Source organism: Vibrio sp. STUT-A16 (assembly GCF_026000495.1).
In the GTDB taxonomy this organism is placed as follows: Bacteria; Pseudomonadota; Gammaproteobacteria; order Enterobacterales; family Vibrionaceae; genus Vibrio; species Vibrio diabolicus.
This window is the reverse complement of the sequence record NZ_AP026766.1, coordinates 1,420,183-1,443,961: the sequence shown is the minus strand read 5'-3', so window position 1 is coordinate 1,443,961 and position 23,779 is coordinate 1,420,183. Positions and strand designations below refer to the sequence as shown.

The window sequence follows — 23,779 nt, the reverse complement described above, 5'->3', positions numbered from 1 at the left end:
CCGAGACATCTGATACGATAAGAGGCGCAAATTCGCGCCTCTTTTTTTGATTTTGACTAGAACAAGTCAAGCTAACCAGTGCTTTTCCCTAGCTTACAATTTCCTTTTGTAGAAAGTACTTGTGGATGCCCTCTGCAGGATAGCCTGAGTACTGCCCTACTTTCTCAAAACCGAATTTGAGATAGAACTCAAGAGCTTGAAAGCTGTAGGTATCCAAATAAACATGGGTAACCCCGTGAGGCTTTACTTTGTCTTCTAGCATTGACATTAACTGGCTACCGAGACCAGAGGTTCGACTTTCAGCATCTACCCACAAAAACTCAACAAACACCGTGTTTTTAAACATTTCGCCAGTCAGACCACCCATGGTCTTGCCATTCTCATCTTTAGCAAAACAGCCCACAGCATGCACTTCCCCTTCAGGCAAGTGCATTCGGTTATAAGATCGAATACCTTCACGAACAGAATCAAGGTCTGTTTGATCTGGATTTAAACAAAATTCAAGCTTCATATACCCTCTCCTTAGGAAACACCAATATCCTAAAACAAAAAACCAGCAATTGCTGGCTTTCTGATGGAATATGATAACTTTACAAGGCGAAACTGCTCAGCATCCACAACGCCAGAATAACGAACACCAAACCCATTAGTTTATGTTGATACGTGCGGAATTTTTCGTTCTCAAGCAGCCCCTTACCCAATGTGCCTGCCAGCCCAACAAGTAATAAATTGAATGACAAGCCAAGGACGTTTAACAATAACCCTAGTGCTAGCATCTGCTCACCAGAAGACGCTGTGATATTGCTTGAGACAAACTGCGGCAAGAACATCACAAAAAATACCAACGCTTTAGGGTTAAGCAAATTACTCATCAAAGCACGTTGATAATAAGTTGACGCCATTTTGTTTTGACCATCAAGCTCTGGAGCCGCTGATGCCTCAGCTCGTAAGCAGTCCCATCCCATTTTTAGCAAGTATGCGCCACCTAATAGATGAAGGACTTTAAGGGCGATTGGGCTCATTGCGATCAAGGTTGATACCCCCATCGCAGCAAGCAAAGTAAGAATAACACCAGACGTCGCATTGCCTAAGCTAGCAAACAGACCGACCTTCTTACCGTAACTCATACTTGAGCTCGCGATCAGCAACATATCAGGCCCTGGTAAGAGCAATAAGGCGACAACTGCAGTGAGATAAACAGGAAGTACAGATAAATCAATCATGATGGAACCGCTTTTCTACAACAAGGCGGCGAATGTTATACCAACAAAATGACATCATCCAGCCCAAAATAGCCAAGATAATTCAAAAAATAAAAATCATAGTTTGTCTATCTGAAAAATATCAATCAATTCGCCTGTTTATCAAAATCGAATAGCAATTTTGTACAAAAATAAGCACGATGGATCCGTTACACTTCTAAGATGATTTTCTTGAGCAGACCGGATAAAGATGAAAGAAAAGAATAAGGAAATCGCTACCTTCAAGATAGCTCAAGAGCTCGGCGGTTTAGAGCTTCTTGATGCAAAGTATGAGAAGCAGAATTTCTCACGCCATAGTCACGAGGGTTACACTATTGGCGTCATCGAGAAGGGAGCACAGCAGTTCTTTCGAACAGGCGGAAATCATATCGCGCCACAGGACAGCATCATCCTTGTTAATGCAGATGAAGTACACAACGGGCATTCAGCCTCGGAAGGCGGCTGGGAATACAAAGCAATGTACCCCGTACCTCAGCAGTTTCAAACTTTAGGACAAGAGCTTGGTTCACCAAATGTAGCTCTGCCCTATTTTCCTCAACCTGTGGTTTACGATCCTGAGCTGGCTAGTCAGTTACGATTGGTATTTGAAACACTAGAAAAATCAGACAACCGTTTATTGAGAGAAACTTTGGTTTACGGCACGTTGATCAAGCTAGCCAGTAAACACAGCACTCATCGGGCACCACTGAAAGAATCAACCAGAGCTCAGCGACAAACACAGCTGGTCAAAGAGTTTTTGGAAGACTTCCCGCAAACGGACGTCTCGCTAGAAGAGCTCGCAAAACTGGCTGGGTTAAGCCCTTTTCATTTGCTAAGAGAGTTTCAAAAACAGTTTGGCTTCCCTCCCCATGCTTATCAAATTCAACAACGTTTACGAATGGCGAAGAAGTTGCTCAAACTTGGACAAAAAATTTCAGATGTAGCGCAAGAATGTGGCTTCCATGATCAAAGCCACCTGCATCGACACTTTAAAAAAGCCATGGGCGTCACGCCCGGTCAATACATTCGTCACAGCTAAAGAGCAATATTGTACAAGGCGTTATGCCGCTACCACGTTACCTTGATAGCCTGATTTTGGAACAACTAAGAAGAAACTATGGACCACACTTTGCCGCTAAAAGAAGAATCAAAAGCTGCGTTATTTTGGCAAGGCACACTTGCGATGATGCCACTGAGTATCGCGGTGTTACCTTGGGGTTTGCTCGCAGGCTCATTCGCGATTGATACTGGGCTTCACCCTTTGGAAGGACAAGCACTATCCGCCATTCTGTTCGCAGGTTCCGCGCAGCTCGTCGCGATGGGGATGATTAAATCGGGGGCAGGTCTAGTAACCATGTTACTAACAACGTTTTTTATCACCTCTCGACACTTCCTCTACAGTGTATCGATGCGCAGTAAAATTGCACCACTTCCTCTTAAATGGCGGTTATCACTCGGATTCTTACTCACTGATGAGCTGTTTGCGATTGTAGGTCATCATTCCGATAAACAATTTAATCGCTGGTATGCGCTTGGGGCTGGTCTGAGTTTTTACCTGTTTTGGAATATCGCGACATTGACGGGCATTATTGCGGGAAGCTTGATCCCTGAACTGAACGAAATGGGATTGGAATTTGCTGTGGCCGCGACTTTTATCGCAATTGTAGTTCCGACTATTAAAAATATGGCGGTGCTCGCGAGTGTTGTCGTGGCATTAGTGAGCTCGGTCGCCCTAACCTATTACCAAGTGGAAGGAAGTTTGATGATTTCGAGCATTTTAGCCATGCTTACAGGCTACTTTGTGGAACAAGTACAGGAGAAACACTAATGATCATGTTGTCTATTTTACTGATGACGGGGCTTGTTTTCACCAGCCGCTACTTGTTTTTAGAACCCAAGCTACCACTGCGATTAGGGACACGTACACAAAAAGTGCTCAACTACGCCAGCCCTGCGGTACTCACTGCGATCTGGGCGCCTATCGTTTTCATTCCCGATGGAGCACTCAGCGTGAATGTGCACAACCCATTTTTATTGGCTGCCTTGCTGGCTGCGTTAATCGCGTACTTTACTAAAAATGTTCTTTTAACGACGGTGATCAGCATGGTGGTATTTCTCGTTCTGCGAATTTGGCTTTAATTCGCCACCCACTCAATCTCCAACAAGGTGACATCACCACACTTTAATCGTCCAAGGAAGATGTCACCTTGATGCACCTCACCAACCCCTTTTGGTGTGCCGGTCATTACCACATCGCCATCTTGAAGTGTTGTGTAACTCGTTAATTCATCCAAAATGGTTAGCGGCGGATAGAGCATCTGGTTAACGTGACCTTTTTGTACACGAACGCAGTTAATCAAGAGCTCTAGGTTAAGATCATTAATATCAATGTTATCCAAAGAGACAAATCGACTAAACACTGCGGAGCCATCAAACGCTTTAGCACGCTCCCAGGGCAACCCTTGTTGTTTAAGTGAAGACTGCAAACCGCGCTTGGTCAGATCCAATCCCAAACCGACCGCTGAATAGTGTCCATCTTTGATCAGAAAACAGATTTCAGCCTCGTAATGGAGAGGCTCTTGATGAAATGAACGCAGAGTCGTCGATACGGAAGTCGCGGGTTTATTAAATACCACCATTTGCTCAGGTATCGCATTATCAAGCTCATGAATATGTTCAACGTAATTTCGCCCAACACAAAGCACTTTACCCACTTCTACTTTCTTTTCTTCAACTTGAATAACGCTCATCGCTCTTCCCTGCAAAACAAAAACCTCATCATAATCTAACCTATTGACTTAACGACACTAAATCCCATCCTCTAGTGTGAAAAATAAGACATTCACCCCGTTTTGAGTTTTGTATCATCTAATTGAAACATCAAGGTATTTGCAAAACAAATAGACAAAAAAGCCAGCACGAGGCTGGCTTTAAATCAATAAGGATGAATGATTGTTCTCGCTAAATCCTATTATAGGTAGTAACGAGCACCTATCGCCCATTTGTCATCAGTTTCACGACCATGGTCATCATTTAGGTCAAACTGGTAACCCGCGTAACCAACAAATTTAGGCGTGAAGTTGTACTCTGCCTGCAGTGCCATTTCCTCACGAGCGGTTTCTGTTTTAGAGTTTTTGAACTCTTTACCTTCAACCATCTCGTAGTTAACGCTCAAGTTTAAACTGTTCGCTAGAGCGTATGCGATGATCGCTTCGTACGCATCACTTTCCGCCAAACGGTCGCCATTTACACTGAAGTTCATATTTTCATTTGAACCATATACCGCGGCAAGGAACAGACCTTGGCCGTAAGCGCCGTAAGATGCAGACACAACATGTGATTCCGCGGTGTGTTTACCTGTGTAAGCAGGGTGTTGGAAGTCACCACCGTTGTATGAGTAGCCAATTTTCGCGCCCATGATTGCGTAAGAAAGCGCAACTTGCATGCGGTCATCGTATTTAAGACCACCAGTGATAGTACCTGCGTCGTTACGCGTGTATTCATCATTTGCGCCTTGCCATCCAAGACCAACGTTAATCGCACCTGCTTCGCCTAAATCAAAGCCATTTCGATAAGACAGCATTTTATCCGCACGACCTGTGCCTAGGTTTCCGTGATCGTCGTAAATGAAGTCATTCGCAAACGCAATTGGCATATCCGCGATGCCTGCTACATCATAGTAAGGTGACCATTGCGTACCACCTACTGCACGACCGTAAACCTCATGTGTTAAACCTATGTAACCTAGACGAGTTTTAAACGACTCTTCACCGCCATCTAAGTAGTTTAGAGCCCATTCACCACGTGCGTCTGCGGTGAAGCCATTGCCTAAATCTTGTGTCGCAGAGATATTGATACGAGGAGAGTTAGTACCAACATCCGTGTCACCTTGCTCTGAACCATTTAAGTTAACAGAAACGTGGCCGCCCATCGAAAATGTTGTGCCATCGTTATTATAAAGTTCCACTGCCACTGCTTGAGTGCCGAAAGTTGCTGCTGCGATTGCCGCTGCTAATAATTTTTTATTCATTTCTAAATCCATTACTTATTAGTTGGTTAGTCAGTTTTAGACCCAGCTCTGATTCACTTTCGTAAAACGAAATGATGAACACAGAAAGGAATACAAAGGCCCTCTGGGGCATCTTTTCCGCCAGAATGGATTTACCTTTGTGTAACAACTGCCGACACTTTATTTGATTAGTTCCTGATAACCGAGTGAAAAATTCTCAGCAAAAAACTAAAAAGCAAACGTTTACTTATCCGAAAAAAATCCAGGCTAAAAAACCTTACAAAAAGAAATGCTTTAACGAGATAGTGCTCACAAATACTTGATGAACCCCAACTTTTGAAAATAACTTTCCCGTCAAAATGAAATATTTACTTACATTTTGGAACAAAAATAGGTTCAGGAACTTTTTGGAAAAAGCACGGTCTCCAATAGAAGGCAGAAAAACCTCAAAAAAGATAAAACCTTTCTTTTTATAAGAGATATAAGAAGGGGCACTTATTCTCGCCAGCAATAAAAGTGCAATCAAATCATAACTTAACAGAAATCTATCTTTCATTTTCAGCGTTTACCTTAGCGTCATCAACACATCGGGCAAGAAAGCCCATCGATTACAACTAGGGTAATAAGAAAATGAAAAAGGCAGCACTAACTACTGCAATTCTTACAGCATTGGTATCAGCACCATCATTCGCAGCAACAGTATACAAAAACGATGGTACTGAATTAAAAGTTGGCGGCCGCGTTGAGTTCCGTGGTGACTTCATCGGTTCAGGTGGTGCTGAAGTCGAAGGCTCTATGGAAGATAAAAGCCGCGCTCGTCTTAATCTAAAAGGTAAAACGGACATCGGCAATGGCCTTTCTGCATTCGGTGTTTACGAAGCCGAGCAAAAAACGGGCAAGAGTGAATTCAAAAACCGCTACATGTATGCAGGTGTCGACTCTGATATCGGTGCTTTCTCTGTAGGTCGTCAAGACATGGCTGCAGTCATCATCTCTGACATGACGGATATCACTGAGTTCTCTGGTGTTCAGCAAGTTATCGATTCGTCTTCTGATAAGCAAGACAGCGTTTTCGCATACCGTGGTGCGTTTGATGCACTACAACTGCAAGCAACCTACCAAGCAAACTCTAGTGATAACGAAGATAAATACGGCATCTCTGGAATGTACTCACTGCCAATGGGCCTAGACCTCGGTCTTGCATATTCTGGTGGCGACGTAGATAAAGACAACTCTGAAGATCAAATTCTAGGTGGTATCGCTTACTCGATGGATAACCTTTACCTAGCAGGTACTTATTCTCAAGGCTCCCTGACTGACTCTGAAGACTTTACGGCTTACGAGTTAGTAGCAAGCTACAAAGTAGCGAGCAAAGTGACACTTGCTGCGCTATACACAGCTCAAGAGAATGATCCAGACAACGGTTCAAAGTACGACACCGTTGAAGGTATCGAGCTTGTTGGTTACTACAAACTAAACAGCAACTTCCGTACTTACCTGTCTTACTACATCAACCAACTTGATGAAGCAAAAGATCCAGCAACAGGTCTAGTAACAGAAGGCGAAGATACACTGCGCCTAGGCGTACGTTACGATTTCTAATTCACTCTTGTCCTAAGAGCGAGTCCACTTGGCCAGCACCTTTGCTGGCCATTTTTTGTGTAACCCAACACAACTCGATAAGTTTTCACAATATCCAAGCATCGCTCTGCAATGAAAAACGAGCGTAACGACTCCTGCTTCTGCCCTCTTTTAATGCGATTTGTCACTAAGTTAGTGCATTTCTCCTAATAGCCAACCGAACTAAAACAAAAAAGCCAATTAAAATCAAACAGATAAAAATTGGCACGCGTTCTGCAATACTAATTATGCAAATGCATGGCAGCGTTTGTGCTTCTCGTTCTTTGTACCTGTTATAACAGGCACGTCCTTTGAATTGGTAATGTCGCCTCCCTCTGGGAGGCATTTTTTTATTGGCGCGAAAAACAATAGGACGTATGATCCCGCCACCTCTATCAAACTGGAATTTTTCAATTGAATCATCATCCTGTTCAAGGTGCTTCCTGGATGCTAACAGCTGGCTTGGCATTCGCCATAGTGAACAGCTTCGCCCAAATTGCTAGCATCAACTTTGGTGTATCTTCCACCACATTCGCATTATTCCAATACGCTATTGCCTTATTTGTCATTCTCCCCTATCTGCGTACACTTGGAATTAGACGCTCACTAAGAACCCAACACTTTGGTTGGCATGCCTTCCGTATTTTTCTCTCTGTTATCGGGATTCAGCTTTGGCTTTGGGCACTCGCTTATCCAGTTCCGATTTGGCAAGGCATTGCGCTGCTGATGACCTCTCCATTATTTGCAACGGTTGGATCTGGCTTGTTACTCAAAGAGAAAGTAGGTACTGCACGCTGGTTAGCAACATTAACAGGGTTCGTTGGTGCTATGATCATTCTTGAGCCGTGGGCAGATTCATTTACATGGGCGACCCTGCTCCCTGTTGGCGCCGCATTTTTCTGGGCAGCGTATTCTCTGATGGTAAAGAAAATGTCGGTCAACGATCCGCCCTCAACCATGGTTGTCTATTTATTACTGCTGATAACGCCGTTTAATATCTTATTGGCAATACCGACATTTACGATGCCAAATACCTGGACGATATGGGGCGTACTTTTAGCCGCAGGCGCGCTTACAGCACTCGCTCAATGGGCTATCGTTAAAGCATATGCAGTAGCAGACGCCTCGTTTGTGCAACCATTTGATCACGCAAAACTGCCTTTGAATGTCGTTGCTGGCTGGTTGGTGTTTGGCTGGGTACCACCTGGTCGTTTATGGCTAGGCGCCGCGATTATTATTGCCTCCATTGCGTTTATTACACACTGGGAAGCGAAAAAGACAAAGCTAGTTGAAAGAAAAGTCTAATTTCAAGGTTCTATATTTTCAGGAAAGGAAATGAGGAACACCATATGAGTCAACCAATCAAAATTACACTGTACCGCTGGGCTGGTAGTTGGGGTCCATTCAAAGTCAATATTCCTTGTGGTGAATGTACGTTAACTAAAGATATTTTGACTGATACTTTTAAAAACGAACTCGCTGATGTCCCCGTTGAACTGGAAGTAAAAGATTGGTTATCACATTGGTGGGAACCATTAAAAGCAGGGGCCTGGCATGCACCTATTCTTCTCGTCGAAGGAAAAGTGGTCAGCCAAGGAGAAGCGCTAAACCGGGGCGTGCTTGTGCAATCAGTTATCGCTGAATGGGTCAAACGCGATGAGCTAAAAGGCAACATTGTTTATGGTAAAGCCACCTGCCCTTACTGTGTCAAAGCGAAACAACTACTTGACGATGCTGGTGTTCAATACGAGTATCATGACGTGGTTAAAGACAGCGCTGCTTTGTATCGCATGATCCCCGAAGTAAAGGCCATCATTGGAGAAAAAACGCCGGTAACAGTGCCGCAGATCTGGTTGGATGGAAAGTATGTTGGAGGCGCTGACGATTTAGAAAAGTGGTTAGCAGCAAAGGGGCTAGATAAAGTGCCTAACAATGTCGTGGAGATACCAAGCCAATCCGCTTAGCGTTTGATTCAAATGCCACCCGTCTTTGAGTAGTGGTTTACCAATGTTGTTCAATATGTAGGCTGCCACTAAAAACAAGACAGATAAAAGCAAAAAGCCCTGATTCTTCAATCAGGGCTTTTTAAATTATTTCGCCAGTTTTTTCATAACACGAGCAAAAACAGAAGCTTTTTTCTTCTTCGCTTTACCGTAAAGCGCTTTGTGCATCGCGTCTTTTGCAATCATCTGGCCAATATAAGCACCACCAAGTTCGTTACCCATGACCTTCTCCTGAATGTATTGACTTAACTATGTTGTAATTTTACACCACAATTAGATAAAAACAAGACTGGCGTCACGTTTATTTTGTAATTAACTTTCAGTTTGGTTCTGATTACTTTTTCGAAACGGGCGCCTATCGCTTAGGTTGCTGGTATGTTTTACCCGCTGCGACGTACGTATCTTTCTGTTTGATTTCAAAGAATGTTTCAAAGAACCACGCAGCAAATTTGATCAAGTGATCGCCTTCATTCATGACATGCTCCACGTATTCTTGCTCTTCTCCGGACTCGTCTTCTTGAGTGGTAATATGGTAAATACGTTTCTCGCCATCAACTTCTGCAAGACCAAACTGACCCGTTAGGGATTGTGCCGCTTGTGCAACTTCTTCTTCCTCACACGCCTTCAAGACTTCGAGTGCCTTTGGCATGCTTTCTTGCTGAGTAATTTCTTTTACCAGTGTTTCAAATTCGTTTTGTTGCATTCTTTCACCTAACGATTAGAGATCGGATAGTCATTTGGGCAGAAATGTATCCCCAAGCTTGAGAGGAGCATCAGGCATTGCCCTCTTCCTCTCAAACTGAGTCATTCAATATACACAATGATCCTGACTTAATTTAGCAGCGCATTTTAGAAAGCTGCCTCTTTCGTTGCAAGTATATTCAGGTGGAAGTTTCTGCTTGAATCGTCCCTTTGGGTACTTTACGAAATTGACTCAATGCAAGCACACAGCAAGAAAGTAACGCAATAAACAAATAAAACACCCCAAGCTGGTTTTGATTCGTGACCCAAGAATCTACCAAGTATCCGCCAAACAACCCGGCTAAACACATTTGAATTGATCCAGATAGCGCAGAAACCGCTCCGGCCTGTTGCTTATGTGGCGACAGCAACAAACTAATTGATACCGGAAACGACATGCCTTGGGCAAAACTTAAACACGTAAATGCCACTAGTAATGAAAATACACTGAAGGGTGTAACCAACAACATGAAGCCAGCAATAGCAACAATCGCGAAACTCATCAGCAAAATTTGCTGAGCTTTGTAACGAGCGTTGATCAAATTAAGCACTAAGCTACCCGTCAGCAAACCAACTGACGGTATGATCATCAACGAGCCATAATCCGCCGCCGTTAAGCCTAACTCTTGTTGCATTAAAAATGGATACAAGGAAAGCGTGACCAGAGCCGATAAATAACTAAGCCAGTTGTAGCTCGCACTACCAATCACTTGAGTATTCGTTAACAGGCGCAAATAATTTGCACTCACCTGGCCTACTTTAAATTTTCGCTTCGGGTAAGGCAGCGTTTCTGGCAGCACCAATAAACCAAGCGTAAAAATTGCCATTAAGTAAATCAGCACAAACACAAAGACAGCATGCCAACTCAGGTGAAAAGCAATCCAACCACCAAACAGCGGAGCAATAATTGGCATCACAGATGCCGTGACTGAAATATAAGATAGCGCTTTGGTTAATTGCATACCGTCATAACTGTCACGCAATACGGAGCGACCAAGCACCGAGGCACTGCCCGCTCCCAAACCTTGAAGTAACCGCCCCGCTTCAAGAGCAATAATGTTGTCCGAAAAGGCGATACAAATAACCGTACCAACTAGGTACACACTTTGGCCCAGAATAAATACTGGTCGACGACCAATCGCATCAGACAATGGGCCATAAAAAAGCTGAGAGATACCGAAACCAACGAGAAATAGTGTGACGAGATTCTGAATCGAATGTTGCGGCAAATTCAAGTCATGACCAATCAATGGTAAAGAAGGAAGATAAATACTAACGCCAACTTGGCCTGTGGCAATGATCATCATCGCTAATAACAATGGTGTTTTACGCAAACGTTCCTCCTACTTTGTGACAGATTGATGGCAAACAGTGTATATTTGATACTCAAAGATGATAATCAGCTAAGTTGGAAAGGAATTAATTCCCAAGGAGACACAATGGACTGGATTCAAAGCGTGAAGAGTTATATTCGTGTGGTCGAAGAAGGTAGCTTTAATGCTGCAGCGCGGAAACTCAATACCACCAGCTCAGCTATCAGTAAACGAGTTCAATGGCTAGAAGATAAAATTGGCGTTCAGCTACTTAAACGCACGACCCGTTCTATTAGCCAAACCGAAGCTGGTGCGCTGTTTTATCAACGAGCAAAAAATCAGTTGGATTCATGGCAATCAGTATTAGATGAAACTCGCTCAGTCAATCAATCACCAGCGGGGTTATTGAAAATTGGCGCGACACTGGCGGTTGGTTCTAAGTTTTTGGTGCATTACCTAGATGATTTTCTTGAGAAATATCCAGACATTACGCTTCAATTAACGACAACGCTACCGGGCCAATTGCCAGAGCTAAGCTTAGACCTGTTTATTAGCCGGGAATTAGAGCAACTTAATTCGCTAAGTTTCAAAGCCACCGCACTTTTCGAACATAAAGCCCAGTTTTACGCCGCGCCTAGTTACCTAAAAAAATATGGCACCCCACAATGCGTTGAGGATCTGACAGAGCATAATGTCCTGATTTGGGGTGAAAAGCCCTCACGAGAAATCAAAACCAATCGAGGTAAACGTATCAGCTTGTCCGGTAACTTTGCCACGACTAACCCAGAAGCGCTGTTTCATGGTGCCAAAAGAGGCATGGGTATTCTGATGACGAATAACGTCATGATCAAAGATGATCTCAAATCCGGCGCGTTAGTCCCTATCCTGCCCGATATCACAGCGGATAAAGCCACTGTATATGCCTACTATCCAAAGCTGGATTATCAGCATACCCGAACTAAGCTGTTCCTCGATTATCTCAAATCGCGATTAGAAGAGGAGAAGCGCGCCTAGCTTAGCGTTTTGATCGCTATACCTTTAAAAGGTTCAAGTATAAAAACATGAAAATAATGATTTGTTCGTTCACAAAATTTGAAAAATTCGCCTTAGTAAACGATAGTTTATTTGATGCATATCAAATAATAATTCTTCGTGTCTCACACGATATGGTAATCACAACGCTAGGTGAAATGCTCAATGGGTCAGGTACAAATCAGTTTCCACAAAATTGATGAAATATTGAAGCTAAATGGCACGGCTCAGCTAAACCGAGTCACGTTAGATATTCATCAACAATTGCAGAGCCATTGCACTTGCGTTGTAGAAGTTGCGCATCTTCAACATTCGGCTCATACCATCTCCTTCGCTAGCAATGGAAAAATTACAGACAATCTAAGCTACCACCTTTCAGGCACCCCCTGTGAAAAAGTGGCAAAAGACATTGGCGAACATATTTTCTATCAGGACCAAGTTTACAAACGCTTTCCTGAAGATCAGATGTTTCAAGAGGATGGCATTCAGGCTTACATTGGCCTGCCATTGAAGACACAAAATGGCGAGGTTCTGGGAATTTTATTGTCTACCTTTACCCGAAGCATCCACGCTAAGGAAGCGCAAGATATCCTCGACTTCCACCGCTTTTATGCCAATGTCATTATTCACAGCTTACGTGAAAAGTGGGTCAGTGAACGTTCAGATAAGCTTCTTAATCAGCTTAGCTATGAAGTATCGCATGATAACCTAACTGGACTGCTCAACCGTAGCTGCTTAGCTGACACCTTGGAGACATTGACGCAACAGGCCACTCGTCCATTCAGTTTGGCTTACCTAGACATCGATAACTTTAAATCGATCAATGATATCAACGGAAACTACATCGGCGACCAAATCATTAAGTTTACGGCGAACGCTATTCAACAAAGCTTGTCATCGCCAAACAACGCTTTTCGTGTAGCAGGAGATGAATTCGCCTTCATTACTTACGACGAAGATCCTGTCGCCGTGTGTCAGGAAGTACTCGACAAAATTGAAAGCGGCTACAGCGACAAATCTAACCGAATTTCTTTCACTGTTAGTATTGGTATCGCGCGCGCACCAGTACATATGTTGAACAGCGATGAGCTAATTTTGAATGCCAGTCTCGCTCTCAAAGACTGTAAAAAACATCGCGATACACGAATTCAGCATTACGACACACACCTTAGCGCCCTTTATCACCGTAGAACGCAGCTTATTGAAGCCATGCGCATTCAACTAAGCGCTAACATACATGATAGCGAAGAGTTGTATGTCGTTGTTCAGCCAATCGTAGATATCACAAGCGATCGCTGGAATTACTTTGAAATCCTAGCCCGCTGGAACAGCAATGTTTACGGAAATATCTCCCCTGCGGAATTCATTGAAGCTGCCGAACAATCAGGCCTGATTATCGAGTTGGGTGAACGTATTATTGAACTCGCATGTATCGCAAAACAAGAGCTAGAAGCTAACTTAGGATACAAAGTCAAACTCTCTATCAATTGCTCTGCGTATGAGCTGGTCGACTCTAACCGCTATATTAACCACCTAACTAACATGGTTGAAAAGTATCAGCATGAAGCAAAAGACTTTGTTATAGAGCTCACCGAGACCGTTTTACTCTCGCAAAGTGGTCGTGAACAGATGGTACTTAACTCATTGCGGTACTTAGGTTTTAAAGTCGCGTTGGATGATTTTGGTACGGGATACTCAAGCTTGAACTATATACACAATTATCCGATTGATAGCATTAAAATCGATGCAACCTTCGTCCAAAACATGCTCTCAAATACAACCTCTGAACAAGTGGTGTTTTTGATAGCGCAATTGGCAGAACTGCTTGATGTGGATTTGATTGCCGAAGGCGTAGAAGACGATAGAGCACTACAAAAGTTAATTGAAATGGGCTGCCACTACATTCAAGGCTATTTCTACTCTCGCCCACACAGTGTTGATGAAATCGTACACCTGATAAATGAACGTGAAGTGCGGAGCGCCTAAGAGCTCTAAACAAGCGACGGTCATGGAATGTAAATCTAGTTAATGCACAAAGTAAAAGAGACCAAGCTATGCTTAGTCTCTTTTTATTTTTTGAGCGAAGTACTTTGTTACAGCACTGCTTTCTCTTTATCGCGTAATAGCTTATCCATTTCATCTCTGTTCGCGACAAAGGTTGCCATCTCTTTCTTAGGAACAGAGCTCGCCATTGGGATGTTTGCTCGCATAGCGTTAACTGGACGGCCGTATTCAATCAATTCATAGTGAAGGTGTGGCCCTGTCACTCGACCTGTTTTGCCGGAAAGACCGATACGCTGGCCTCGAGAAACCTTTTGCCCTTTCTTAACCAGGATCTTACTTAGGTGTAAGTAACGGGTTTTGTATTTGCTGCCGTGCTCAACAACCACGTAGTTACCCGCATAAGGGTGTTTACGAGTCATGATTACTGTACCGTCACCAGTAGAAACGACTGGTGTACCGGTTGGCACGGCAAAGTCAGTACCGTTGTGCGGTGCGACACGCCCCGTTACTGGATGTAAACGATTAGGATTGAAGCCAGAACTGATACGCCAACGGCTACTTACAGGATAACGCTGGAATGCGCGTTGCAAGCTCTCGCCTTTAGCATTGTAGAATTGACCATCGGTATGAAGGTAAGCCGTGATTTCACGTCCGCGATTGTAAATCTTAATCGCCTCAATTTCGTTCTTGCCCGTTGGTATACCATTGATGCTTTGCGAACGACGAACGACTTCAAATCGATCACCTGCACGAAGATCACGCCCAAAGTTGAGTTGCTCTTTGAGTAAGCTCACAACTTGACTCACTTCTGCCGACGTTAGACCTAGTCGACTTGCAGAAGAAGAGAAACTGCCTTGAATAACACCAACCAATGGTTCTTGGCTCCACACGCCAGGAATCGAGATATCGGTAAAGTCATAGCTACCATCACTATTTAGTTGGTAGACCACTTTATCTGCAATAGAAAATTGCAGTTCCATTTTCTCTAACTCGCCTGTCGCATCATCACGCCAAAAACGGAGCGTATTGCCCGGCTTTAGTGTATCAAGTGCAAGGTAGTTCAAATCCGTTTCCATTACTTTCATTAACGAGCTGTAACCGAAACCGAGCTGGCTAAAAATAGTGCTTAGGTTGTCACCAGCTTGGATTTGATATTCGAAGTTCGGGGGAGTGACAACTTCGGCAGTTGTCGCATCAAGAATTTTTTCAACGACCTGAGATTCAGGCAGGTTCAATGCGATGGTTTTGGTTAAAGATGACTCTTTGAGAGAGTGAGAAACACCAATCGCAACTAAAACTGGCAAGGAGTATAACAGCAGCGCTCTACGACTTGTCAGATTCGGCAACCGTCTTGTAATTTCATTTGTAGACACGGGAATTACTATCTCCTTTCAAACAAGGCTCATAGCTTATGCATTCCCGTATAAGAAATCACTATGAAATTTCGAGATCTAGCGCAGAAAACACTGAATTTTTACAGAACTCAAAAAAAATTCATCACTGTTGCATATGTAAGTTATTCCCTACACGCTTTAATGTGGATGAATTTAATTGATTTGGCGTATCTGCCATTGCTTGATCGTCACCATGCGCTAAATATGAAAGCGCGATAATGGCATCACTTTCCCATGTAATTTGGGTAAATTTAACGCGGTCACCGACAAAAATACTGTCTAAAAGGACAACTCGGCTCGGCACGGGGTCAAACTTAAACAAGCCAACATAGTTAAACGAACCGCTACCTTGTGTCGTTACAATCATCGGTGCAGCAATCCATGAAACACTCTCAATCTCACGCTGACTAATAAACGCAGTTGGAACGAGTACCTGACCTTTTGTCGCACCTGCATCATAATCGCCTATCAAATAGCCGTTTTCTTTATCCCACTCATCAAGAAAAGTGACCGCTCCCTGCTCTGGTACTTGAATCGTCCATGGGTTGCGTGAAGTAATTCCCAGCGTCTCTTGCACAATAACATTGGTTTCTGCTTCCGTTTGAGGGAACTTAGCCATGATCTCTTCATCAGACAAACTAAAGCGATAAACACCCGCGATCACAACCACGACCAATAATACGATCGGAATAAGAAGAATAAGTGGTATCGGCAGGATTCTTTTGTGAGCCATGAAGACTTCCTTGTTTAAAGGGATAAATGAAAAGCGAGTATAGCATTGTATACCCAAATGATTTCATCCCTTCAAGTGTTTCAAAATTAAACTAAACTGACTGTATCCAAATGATTTTCAAGCCCAGAGTTCATAACTGGCCACTGACACTGCTCTCAGTGTTCCAAATTCATTGGTGTATTGGGAAGAATAGGTAATCACGATGACAACAACCATTCATACATGCGAATGCGCTTGCGGTTTAGTTGAGCTCCGTTGTAAGGGAGAACCCATCCGTACATCTGTCTGCCATTGTTTTGAATGCCAAAAGCGGACAGGCAGTGTGTTTGGGGTACAGGCTCGCTTTGATAAAGAGCACGTAACCTTAAACGGTGAAGTCACCTGCTATACCCGAATGGGGGATGATGGCAGCGAGGTTCAGTATGAGTTTTGCCCTTCTTGCGGCACGACAATGCGCTTATTGGTCTCTACATTTCCTGAAATCATGATCATTCCCGTCGGTCTTTTTACTGATAAAGAGTTCCACCAACCAACGGTTTCCATCTATGAGCAGAGGAAACATGGATGGGTGAGTTTCGAATGTACAATGGAACACATCAGGTAGGGGAAATCCCCCTCTATGTCGTTATCACGGTCAACTCAAAAGCTCGATAAATGAGATTTTTTTGAGAATGATCAACCGAGTTTTACTGTAAGGGGTTTCGTAACGCGGTGTGAGCGTTATAATCGGCTCCTAACATTTGGTGGGGTTTTATTGTGATTTCCAGACTTCCTCGTTGGGTGGAATATGGCGCGTTTCTACTTGCCCTTCTCGCGGGCTGCGTCAATGCCGTTGGTCTTCTCGGCTTTCAACATCAAGCGATAACACATCTTTCGGGAACCGTAACTCAGCTAGGGAACAGCTTGCTAACAGGTGTGGATAGCTCCATTCACCTGCTCTTCATCGTATTTAGCTTTTTGATCGGTGCTGCCTTTAGCGGCTTTTTTATTGAGAGCAGTGCGTTAAAACTAGGGCGAAGATATGGTGTTGCACTGTGCATAGAAGGGAGCTTGCTCCTACTCAGTTTGGGCTTTTTGGTGCAAGGGGATTTGTACGGCCAATATCTAGCGTCAGCAGCATGTGGATTACAAAACGCAATGATCACTACATTCAGCGGCGCAGTAGTCAGAACCACACATATGACTGGGATCATCACCGATCTGGGGATTATGATTGGAGAAAGCTTAAGAGGTCGTCAATTTGATCGACGTAAAGCAAAGCTATTCCTATTCATTTTCTTCGGATTCTTGCTGGGCGGTGTCGCGGGAGCCGCACTATTCGTGGTATATGGATTATATACGCTCGTTTTCCCTGCAATATTGGCTTTCGCTACGGCTCTGATCTACTGGAGTTACCTTTACGTGCTTAGTCGCCAACAAAAAGCATAAAATCTCGAACCGATTGAGGCCGAATGCTTCAATCGGTTATAGCTCAACTATCTCACCGCTGCACATCATAATAAACGTTTTATCGTGTTGTAACGCAGCTAAAAAACCTTATAACAACTAGGGCTAACAGGGCTTCCGGCAAAAAGTTAGTTAGATCAAAGTCACATTTGTTTACCGTTTTATTATTCCAGTCACAATGCACCCCATAATTCTCTGCGCTGCCCGCGCTCCGTGCTACAATTTTCTAACACAAGCAACATATTCGTATACACTTATACGTTATTTGACCAATTACCCGACAAATCGGCTGAATAACTAGATGTATTTAATGAATAGTATTGCAATGGATGCAGTTTGCGGGTACCCTCCGCAAAACTGTGATTAAATACGGATGTTTAGTGAATATTTATGTCATGGAAATGGCAAGTATTGACTAGTAGTAACACGAGACAACTATGCATAACACCACTAATGCTACTGAAGCTCCTAAGGGCAACTTTTGGATGTTTTTCATCCCTTCCCTAATCGGTCTTCTACTCTTTATGGCTCCGATCTCATACCATGGCGGCCTAACTATCCCTGTTGCGGTTATGGCAAAAGTCATCCCGGCAGTATTAGGCGATACCTTGATCGCTATCGTCACCAGTATCATCGCTTTCATGGCAGTCGCTTCTGTTCTTTGCAAAATTTTCAAGCCTGCAGCGATTTTACGTAATGGATTTTTAAACGGTCTTTTCAATCCATCGCCACTATGGCTTGTTGTTCGCTTAATCGGCGGTGCAGCCGTATTAATGACATTCTTCCAAGTGGGTCCAAAAGCGATTTGGGAAGAAAACACAGGTGGCCTTGTTCTTACCGGTCTTCTACCAACTTTGTTTGCGGTGTTCATTTTTGCGGGCCTACTCCTTCCGCTTCTTCTGAACTTTGGTCTTCTTGAGCTGTTTGGCGCATTACTGAGTAAAATAATGCGCCCGGTATTCAACCTGCCTGGACGTAGCGCAATTGACTGTATGGCGTCTTGGTTAGGCGACGGCAGTGTTGGTATCTTGCTAACCAGCAAACAGTACGAAAATAAGTTTTATACTCAGCGTGAAGCCGCTGTTGTCGGGACAACGTTCTCAGCAGTATCGATCACGTTTAGCTTAGTGGTTATCGCTCAGGTACAGTTAGAGCATCTGTTCCTACCTTTCTACGGCGCAATCTGTTTAGCAGGTATTGTCGCTGCGGTTATCATTCCTCGCTTACCGCCGCTAAGCCTGAAGAAAGATCGTTACATTGATGGCAGCAACCCAGATAAAGATGCTGACGCCGTACCAGAAGGCCACACCACATTCTCATGGGGTATGGATCTAGCACTTAAGCGCGCGGGTCAGGTAACATCTGTTCAGTCGGTATTTAAAGAAGGCGTACATAACGCAATCGACATGGTGTTTGGTGTACTGCCTGTGGTTATGGGTCTGGGTACCGTGGCATTAGTGATTGCAGAGTACACTCCTGTATTTGAAATTCTAGGTCAGCCATTCATTCCATACCTAGAGCTACTGCAAATTCCAGAAGCTGTCGCCGCATCACAGACTATCGTTGTTGGCTTTGCGGATATGTTTATCCCGGCAATTTTAGCGGCATCAATTGATAATGAAATGACACGTTTTGTTATTGCAGCAATGTCAGTAACTCAGCTTATCTACATGTCAGAAGTTGGCGCCCTACTACTAGGCAGCAAAATTCCAGTAAACATTGTAGAACTGTTCGTTATTTTCATTCTGCGTACGCTAATCACATTACCTGTGATTGCTGGTGTTGCTCATCTGATTTTCTAAAATCAAAGCATCAATCAACAAAGGCTCCGCATTGTCGGGGCCTTTTTTATGTCTAAAACTCTATCTACAGCTCTATTCAGATCACTTAATTAGCAAACGCTCATAATTTACAACGAACAGCTCCAATCACGCCCCCTTTTACGACAGTTAAGTCGCTCTCATCTCACCAATAACGCCAACCTGAAACACTATGCTTTACACAATTCTTTTCATTATGACGCTTTCATTAACAGAGCGCACAAATCTGATCAAACTCACGGTTTTTGTCATAACTTACCGTTTTGTTTAAATTTGGTTAAAAAAGACAACAAATAGACTCATGTTTTTGACAAAGATGTCGATAAAAAAGATAACCAAACACAATAGGTTTCTCTTGATGCAGAATTCACTCGTTTAAAAAGAGGTGAAAGCATAGTGAAGCCAACCGGGAGAATCAGAGGAAAGCTCATGAAATTTAGACATAAGGTTGTCACAGCCTCGTCATTTTTGCTGCTAATTACCGTGTCACTACTGTCGACGCAACAAGTTATGACGATCCGCTCCCAAACGCAGGAGCACATTGACTCGAGTGTGAACGAGATATTGACCAGTGTTGGAAATACCGTGCAATCAGAAATGAATGCTAAAAAGGATCTCGCTCGTTCTATTACTGAAGTTATCGAACTTAATCCAAGTTCACACAACTACGTTCAGAACATTCTTGAGCGACCAACACCAAAAGCCAGCTTTCTTGCGATTGGCTTTGGTTATGAAAGCAATGGCTTCGTGATTGAAAATGACGACGGCTGGGAAGCAGGACCAGACTACGATCCGCGTCAACGTCCTTGGTTCATCGCAGCTAAAAACAAAGGCGATTTGGTCGTAACAGACCCATACGTCGATGCGTCTTCAAAAAACGTCATCATCTCTGTTGGTACACCAGTAAAAGAAAACGGCCAGTTCTTAGCTGGTATGTTTTATGACCTCGAGCTCACTACCCTTTCTGACCTCGTCAACCAAGTTAATCTGTTTGACGCTGGTTACTTATTTTTGGTCACCGCTGATGGGACAACCATTGCCCACCCTCAAAGTAAGTACAACGGTGAAAAAGTTGGTAGCTACCTACCACAGGTCGATCTTACACAATCAACGCAACACATTGAGATCGATGGCGATCGTTATATGGTTAACTTGACTCACATCCCGGGCGAGAACTGGTACGTGGGTTCAGTTATTGATGAAGCTATCGCCTACTCTGCCGTAGGAGAGCTTCGCAACAGCGCTATTATTTATTCAATCATTGCCGTGATTGCTTCTGTTATTGCACTGACTCTACTCATTCGCACGCTCATGCGTCCGCTGGACACTTTAAACAACGCGATTAAAGATGTTGCGTCAGGGAAAGGCGATCTTACACAGCGCCTTGAAACTGATACTGACCAAGAATTCTCAGAGCTTGCTACAAACTTCAATACGTTCATGGAAAACTTGCAACAGCAAATTATTGAGTCGAAGAGTATTTCTGATCAAATTTTGAATGGCACTCAAATCACCGCTGAGGGTGCAAAAGATTCGGCTGGTGCTATTCAAACTCAGCTACAAGAGCTAGAACAATTAGCCACCGCGATGCACGAAATGTCTGTTACCGCGACTGAAGTTGCCAATAATGCGCAAGGCGCAGCAAGTGCAGCCAAAGAAGCAGATCAAGCAACGGTTGAGGGCTCTTCTGTGGTCGGTGAATCGACACAAACGATCAACATGCTTTCCGATAGCATTGACCTTGCTGTCGAAGAAGTGCAAGTGCTTGAATCGGCAACCGCCAACATCGAAACGATTCTAAAAGTCATCAACGATATTGCGGACCAAACGAACTTACTCGCGCTGAATGCCGCAATCGAGGCTGCACGTGCGGGAGAATCTGGCCGAGGCTTCGCCGTCGTTGCTGATGAAGTTCGTACACTGGCGCAACGAACTCAAGAATCAACAACAGAAATTCGTACTATGATTGAGCAGCTGCAATCTGGCGCATCATCTGTGGCAAATGCTATGCATCAAAGCAAGGGTAGCGCTGTAGAAGCCGTAGAAAAAGCAGACTTGGCAAACAACGCGCTACAACGTATTCGTGATGCGATTCAGCGTATTTCTGATATGAACTTACAAATCGCCTCAGCGGCGGAAGAACAAAGCTTAGTTGCGGAAGAGATCAACAACAATACGGTGAATATTAAAGACCTATCGACTCAAGTCGCCGAATCTGCAAATCGAACTAACGATGCTATGCAGGCACAGCAAGAAGATGTGCATAAACAAGATCAAATATTAAACCGATTTACAGTCTAGTCTTCACCTAAACAAAAACAGCGAGCCAATGCTCGCTGTTTTTGTTTTTAGACCTCTATCGCAGTGGTATCTAGACTTAGAGCGCCTAGTTTTTAGTGTTGTCGCCACTCGGCTAAAAACTGTTATCACGCTTGCTATGCTGCCTTTCCCACTCTAGTTGAATTCAACATGGATATAGCGGTCATTGGAGCGACGATAGAAACGATCATCCACTTTTAAATAGGTGAAATCTCCAATCTTTATGTAGGTACTATTACGAGGAATTCGGTCGTGGTAGTAGTAACTGCGTCTTGGTCGTCGAGACTCCACATAAATAACGTCACGATGTTTATACTTATGCTTATGTTTATGCTTGTGCTTGCGTTTATGATGATGGTGATGCTCATGATGGTGATCATATCGATGACCATGCCTATGTTTCGGGTCAGCCATCACTTCTGTACTAAACACACCTAAAGACAATATAACGCCAACCATGGCAAAAGATAATTGCTTTGACACAACAGAGCCTCTTATTAATATCAATAGCAACATAATAGGTAGGTGAATCACTGCACATGTCAGTCTTTCGCCAAGGAGTTTTACTACAAGGTCAAAGCTTATCGTGATTATCAGAGAAAGGTAAAGTATCACTGATATTGATAACTTTTTAAGTCTTCTGTGTTTGGGTTATAAACACAAAAAAGCCGCCCGTTATACACAACGGGCGGCTCAGTTTTCAAATAAGCTAGCGTGATTTTATACTGCTTGGGCAAACAGCAAGAAACAGCCGAACAGGAAGATCATGCTCATTCCCATTACGCCACCACCAGCTTCATAAATATTGTCATCCTCTACTGGCACTCGACGCACTTTCATTGTCATTGATAATGGGACAAAGACCGCGAGAAACACAAGAATAATACCCGCGTAGCTAAGAATAGCCAAGAAGTGTTCTGGCGCAAATACAGCACCTAGTAGTGGTAGCACAAAAGTAGTAACAAAAATCACTGGCTTACTTGCTTTCAGTAGGTCTGCATTTTGATCATATAGCGCCATTGCTACACCTAAGAACGACGTTAGCAGTGCTAACCCAGTGAACATGGATAAGATAAACTCCAAACCTTCGTATTGCTGACCTAATACCGAGATTAACTCTGTTACATTGGAGTATTGAACAAGCTCATGAGGTGGTAGGTTACCGACAACTGCTAACAACCATAATAAGTAACAAACAAGCGGAATAGTTGAACCCACGATAATCATATTACGCAGTTGTGTTTTGCTCGCTTCTTTGTTGTAAGTTACGAGCGATGGGATCACGACCATAAAACCGAAACTGGTGAAAAGCACCGAGCTTGTCTTAATTAGCGCCATCTTATCGTCACTCACGACTTCATCAAGTCCCTCAAACGAGACGCTTGGTGCAAGCGCAAAAAGTGTCAGAATCAGCGCCACGATCATGCCTAGGAACAAACCGCGATTAAGCTTATCTACAACCCCTGTGCCTGCCGAAACAATGATACCGACTAAAAGAGTAAAACCGACTTGGCTTGCGATCGTAGATGTTGGCAGCCCAATTGAGGCTGTTACTTTTTGTACGAGATCACCCGCACCAATGATATAAGCCATCAATAGACAAACTAACAGGGCGTAAAGCAAGCTGTTGGTTACCAACTGGCCACCTTTACCTAGCGTTTCGCGAGCAATTGCATTCATGCTCACGCCGCCGCCTACTTTGCAACTGGCCTCAAGAAGGAGCAGCGCAGCGTAAGTCGTCCCAGCCCAGATGAATAACATAAGAAGAGTGCCCCAGAGGAGGCCAAATTGAGCAAGCACCATTGGTATAGCAAGCATACCAGCGCCAAGAGCAGTACCTGCAACGATCAGGGAGCTGCCGACAAGTTTTAGGTTCACGGTTAATACCTCTAAATTCAATCCGTTTATTTCTCGCCAGTTGTGCTACATCCAAAGCACACCCAACAAAACACTCTACTCAACCAAAATTTGGTTACAAGAACCCTATATGGCTAAGAAAACATGCAGCAAAAGGTGGTTAATTCAATTGCACATGAACTCTTGAGAGTCGTTTTGGGCGATGTCATCGTTGATGAAATGCGCACAACTTTGGGTTCGAAGCAAA

The 23,779-nt window shown here is 43.7% G+C and carries 24 protein-coding genes; 12 read left to right on the top strand and 12 right to left on the bottom strand.

All coding sequences use genetic code 11. The annotated features are described in order from the left end of the window. Positions 1–88: 88 nt before the first annotated feature. Positions 89–511, bottom strand: coding sequence for a GNAT family N-acetyltransferase (locus OO778_RS23065; protein ID WP_264911842.1), 423 nt, complete (start codon positions 509–511; stop codon positions 89–91). A 79-nt stretch (positions 512–590) separates the two neighbouring features. Then, positions 591–1,223 carry a LysE family translocator gene (locus OO778_RS23060; RefSeq protein WP_258647151.1) on the bottom strand — a complete coding sequence of 211 codons (633 nt, stop codon included), beginning with the start codon at positions 1,221–1,223 and terminating at the stop codon, positions 591–593. A gap of 229 nt (positions 1,224–1,452) precedes the next feature. On the opposite strand from OO778_RS23060, the gene OO778_RS23055 reads away from it, so the two are divergent. The 3 genes from OO778_RS23055 to OO778_RS23045 all read left to right on the top strand — a co-directional run bounded on the left by OO778_RS23055 (position 1,453) and on the right by OO778_RS23045 (position 3,380). Beyond that, positions 1,453–2,280: an AraC family transcriptional regulator gene (locus OO778_RS23055; RefSeq protein WP_145472094.1), complete on the top strand. Its 828-nt coding sequence runs from the start codon at positions 1,453–1,455 to the stop codon at positions 2,278–2,280. A 78-nt stretch (positions 2,281–2,358) separates the two neighbouring features. Beyond that, positions 2,359–3,069, top strand: a complete 711-nt coding sequence (locus OO778_RS23050; protein WP_074189916.1) for an AzlC family ABC transporter permease — start codon at positions 2,359–2,361, stop codon at positions 3,067–3,069. After that, positions 3,069–3,380 (top strand): AzlD domain-containing protein, encoded by a 312-nt coding sequence (locus OO778_RS23045; protein ID WP_006742072.1) that lies wholly within the window; start codon positions 3,069–3,071, stop codon positions 3,378–3,380. The genes OO778_RS23050 and OO778_RS23045 overlap by 1 nt, the downstream gene beginning before the upstream one ends. Here the strand turns inward: OO778_RS23045 and OO778_RS23040 are convergent. From OO778_RS23040 to OO778_RS23030, 3 genes are all read right to left on the bottom strand, one after another. Then, entirely contained in the window at positions 3,377–3,991 is a 615-nt protein-coding gene (locus OO778_RS23040; protein WP_248380117.1) for a fumarylacetoacetate hydrolase family protein, read from the bottom strand. The genes OO778_RS23045 and OO778_RS23040 overlap by 4 nt on opposite strands. A gap of 221 nt (positions 3,992–4,212) precedes the next feature. Next, the gene (locus OO778_RS23035; RefSeq protein WP_258676725.1) at positions 4,213–5,271 is read right to left on the bottom strand and encodes a porin; all 1,059 of its coding nucleotides are present in this window, start codon (positions 5,269–5,271) and stop codon (positions 4,213–4,215) included. Positions 5,272–5,527: 256 nt separating this feature from the next. Next, the gene (locus OO778_RS23030; RefSeq protein WP_074189914.1) at positions 5,528–5,806 is read right to left on the bottom strand and encodes a hypothetical protein; all 279 of its coding nucleotides are present in this window, start codon (positions 5,804–5,806) and stop codon (positions 5,528–5,530) included. 74 nt (positions 5,807–5,880) lie between these two features. Between OO778_RS23030 and OO778_RS23025 the strand changes: the two genes are divergently transcribed. The 3 genes from OO778_RS23025 to OO778_RS23015 all read left to right on the top strand — a co-directional run bounded on the left by OO778_RS23025 (position 5,881) and on the right by OO778_RS23015 (position 8,834). Beyond that, positions 5,881–6,852, top strand: coding sequence for a porin (locus tag OO778_RS23025; RefSeq protein WP_047008380.1), 972 nt, complete (start codon positions 5,881–5,883; stop codon positions 6,850–6,852). 465 nt (positions 6,853–7,317) lie between these two features. Then, positions 7,318–8,175 carry a DMT family transporter gene (locus OO778_RS23020; protein ID WP_005391192.1) on the top strand — a complete coding sequence of 286 codons (858 nt, stop codon included), beginning with the start codon at positions 7,318–7,320 and terminating at the stop codon, positions 8,173–8,175. 44 nt (positions 8,176–8,219) lie between these two features. Beyond that, positions 8,220–8,834: a glutaredoxin gene (locus tag OO778_RS23015; RefSeq protein WP_005391194.1), complete on the top strand. Its 615-nt coding sequence runs from the start codon at positions 8,220–8,222 to the stop codon at positions 8,832–8,834. Positions 8,835–8,960: 126 nt separating this feature from the next. On the opposite strand, the gene OO778_RS23010 is transcribed toward OO778_RS23015, so the two are convergent. From OO778_RS23010 to OO778_RS23000, 3 genes are all read right to left on the bottom strand, one after another. Further along, positions 8,961–9,095, bottom strand: a complete 135-nt coding sequence (locus tag OO778_RS23010; RefSeq protein WP_005391196.1) for a hypothetical protein — start codon at positions 9,093–9,095, stop codon at positions 8,961–8,963. Between the two features lie 133 nt (positions 9,096–9,228). Next, entirely contained in the window at positions 9,229–9,576 is a 348-nt protein-coding gene (locus tag OO778_RS23005) for a hypothetical protein (protein WP_005391198.1), read from the bottom strand. A gap of 178 nt (positions 9,577–9,754) precedes the next feature. Next, positions 9,755–10,948 carry a multidrug effflux MFS transporter gene (locus OO778_RS23000; protein ID WP_074189913.1) on the bottom strand — a complete coding sequence of 398 codons (1,194 nt, stop codon included), beginning with the start codon at positions 10,946–10,948 and terminating at the stop codon, positions 9,755–9,757. 105 nt (positions 10,949–11,053) lie between these two features. Here OO778_RS23000 and OO778_RS22995 point away from each other — a divergent pair, with 105 nt between their 5' ends. Both OO778_RS22995 and OO778_RS22990 read left to right on the top strand, forming a co-directional pair. Next, entirely contained in the window at positions 11,054–11,941 is an 888-nt protein-coding gene (locus tag OO778_RS22995; RefSeq protein ID WP_005391202.1) for a LysR family transcriptional regulator, read from the top strand. 183 nt (positions 11,942–12,124) lie between these two features. After that, positions 12,125–13,945, top strand: coding sequence for a GGDEF domain-containing phosphodiesterase (locus OO778_RS22990; protein ID WP_074189912.1), 1,821 nt, complete (start codon positions 12,125–12,127; stop codon positions 13,943–13,945). A 107-nt stretch (positions 13,946–14,052) separates the two neighbouring features. Here the strand turns inward: OO778_RS22990 and OO778_RS22985 are convergent, their stop codons facing one another. Next, the gene (locus OO778_RS22985; protein ID WP_047008385.1) at positions 14,053–15,336 is read right to left on the bottom strand and encodes a peptidoglycan DD-metalloendopeptidase family protein; all 1,284 of its coding nucleotides are present in this window, start codon (positions 15,334–15,336) and stop codon (positions 14,053–14,055) included. A 124-nt stretch (positions 15,337–15,460) separates the two neighbouring features. Continuing rightward, the gene (locus OO778_RS22980) at positions 15,461–16,090 is read right to left on the bottom strand and encodes a hypothetical protein (RefSeq protein WP_150917873.1); all 630 of its coding nucleotides are present in this window, start codon (positions 16,088–16,090) and stop codon (positions 15,461–15,463) included. A 202-nt stretch (positions 16,091–16,292) separates the two neighbouring features. On the opposite strand from OO778_RS22980, the gene OO778_RS22975 reads away from it, so the two are divergent. From OO778_RS22975 to OO778_RS22960, 4 genes are all read left to right on the top strand, one after another. Further along, positions 16,293–16,694, top strand: a complete 402-nt coding sequence (locus OO778_RS22975; RefSeq protein ID WP_012842460.1) for a GFA family protein — start codon at positions 16,293–16,295, stop codon at positions 16,692–16,694. 152 nt (positions 16,695–16,846) lie between these two features. Beyond that, complete coding sequence (locus tag OO778_RS22970; protein ID WP_005391213.1) at positions 16,847–17,518, top strand: YoaK family protein; 672 nt, start codon at positions 16,847–16,849, stop codon at positions 17,516–17,518. 455 nt (positions 17,519–17,973) lie between these two features. Further along, positions 17,974–19,338: a YjiH family protein gene (locus OO778_RS22965; protein ID WP_074189909.1), complete on the top strand. Its 1,365-nt coding sequence runs from the start codon at positions 17,974–17,976 to the stop codon at positions 19,336–19,338. A gap of 447 nt (positions 19,339–19,785) precedes the next feature. After that, positions 19,786–21,657 (top strand): methyl-accepting chemotaxis protein, encoded by a 1,872-nt coding sequence (locus tag OO778_RS22960; protein ID WP_074189908.1) that lies wholly within the window; start codon positions 19,786–19,788, stop codon positions 21,655–21,657. A gap of 153 nt (positions 21,658–21,810) precedes the next feature. Here the strand turns inward: OO778_RS22960 and OO778_RS22955 are convergent, their stop codons facing one another. Both OO778_RS22955 and OO778_RS22950 read right to left on the bottom strand, forming a co-directional pair. After that, positions 21,811–22,158, bottom strand: coding sequence for a hypothetical protein (locus tag OO778_RS22955; RefSeq protein ID WP_074189907.1), 348 nt, complete (start codon positions 22,156–22,158; stop codon positions 21,811–21,813). A 237-nt stretch (positions 22,159–22,395) separates the two neighbouring features. Continuing rightward, positions 22,396–23,553, bottom strand: coding sequence for an aromatic amino acid transport family protein (locus tag OO778_RS22950; protein ID WP_005391218.1), 1,158 nt, complete (start codon positions 23,551–23,553; stop codon positions 22,396–22,398). Between the last annotated feature and the right edge of the window lie 226 nt (positions 23,554–23,779).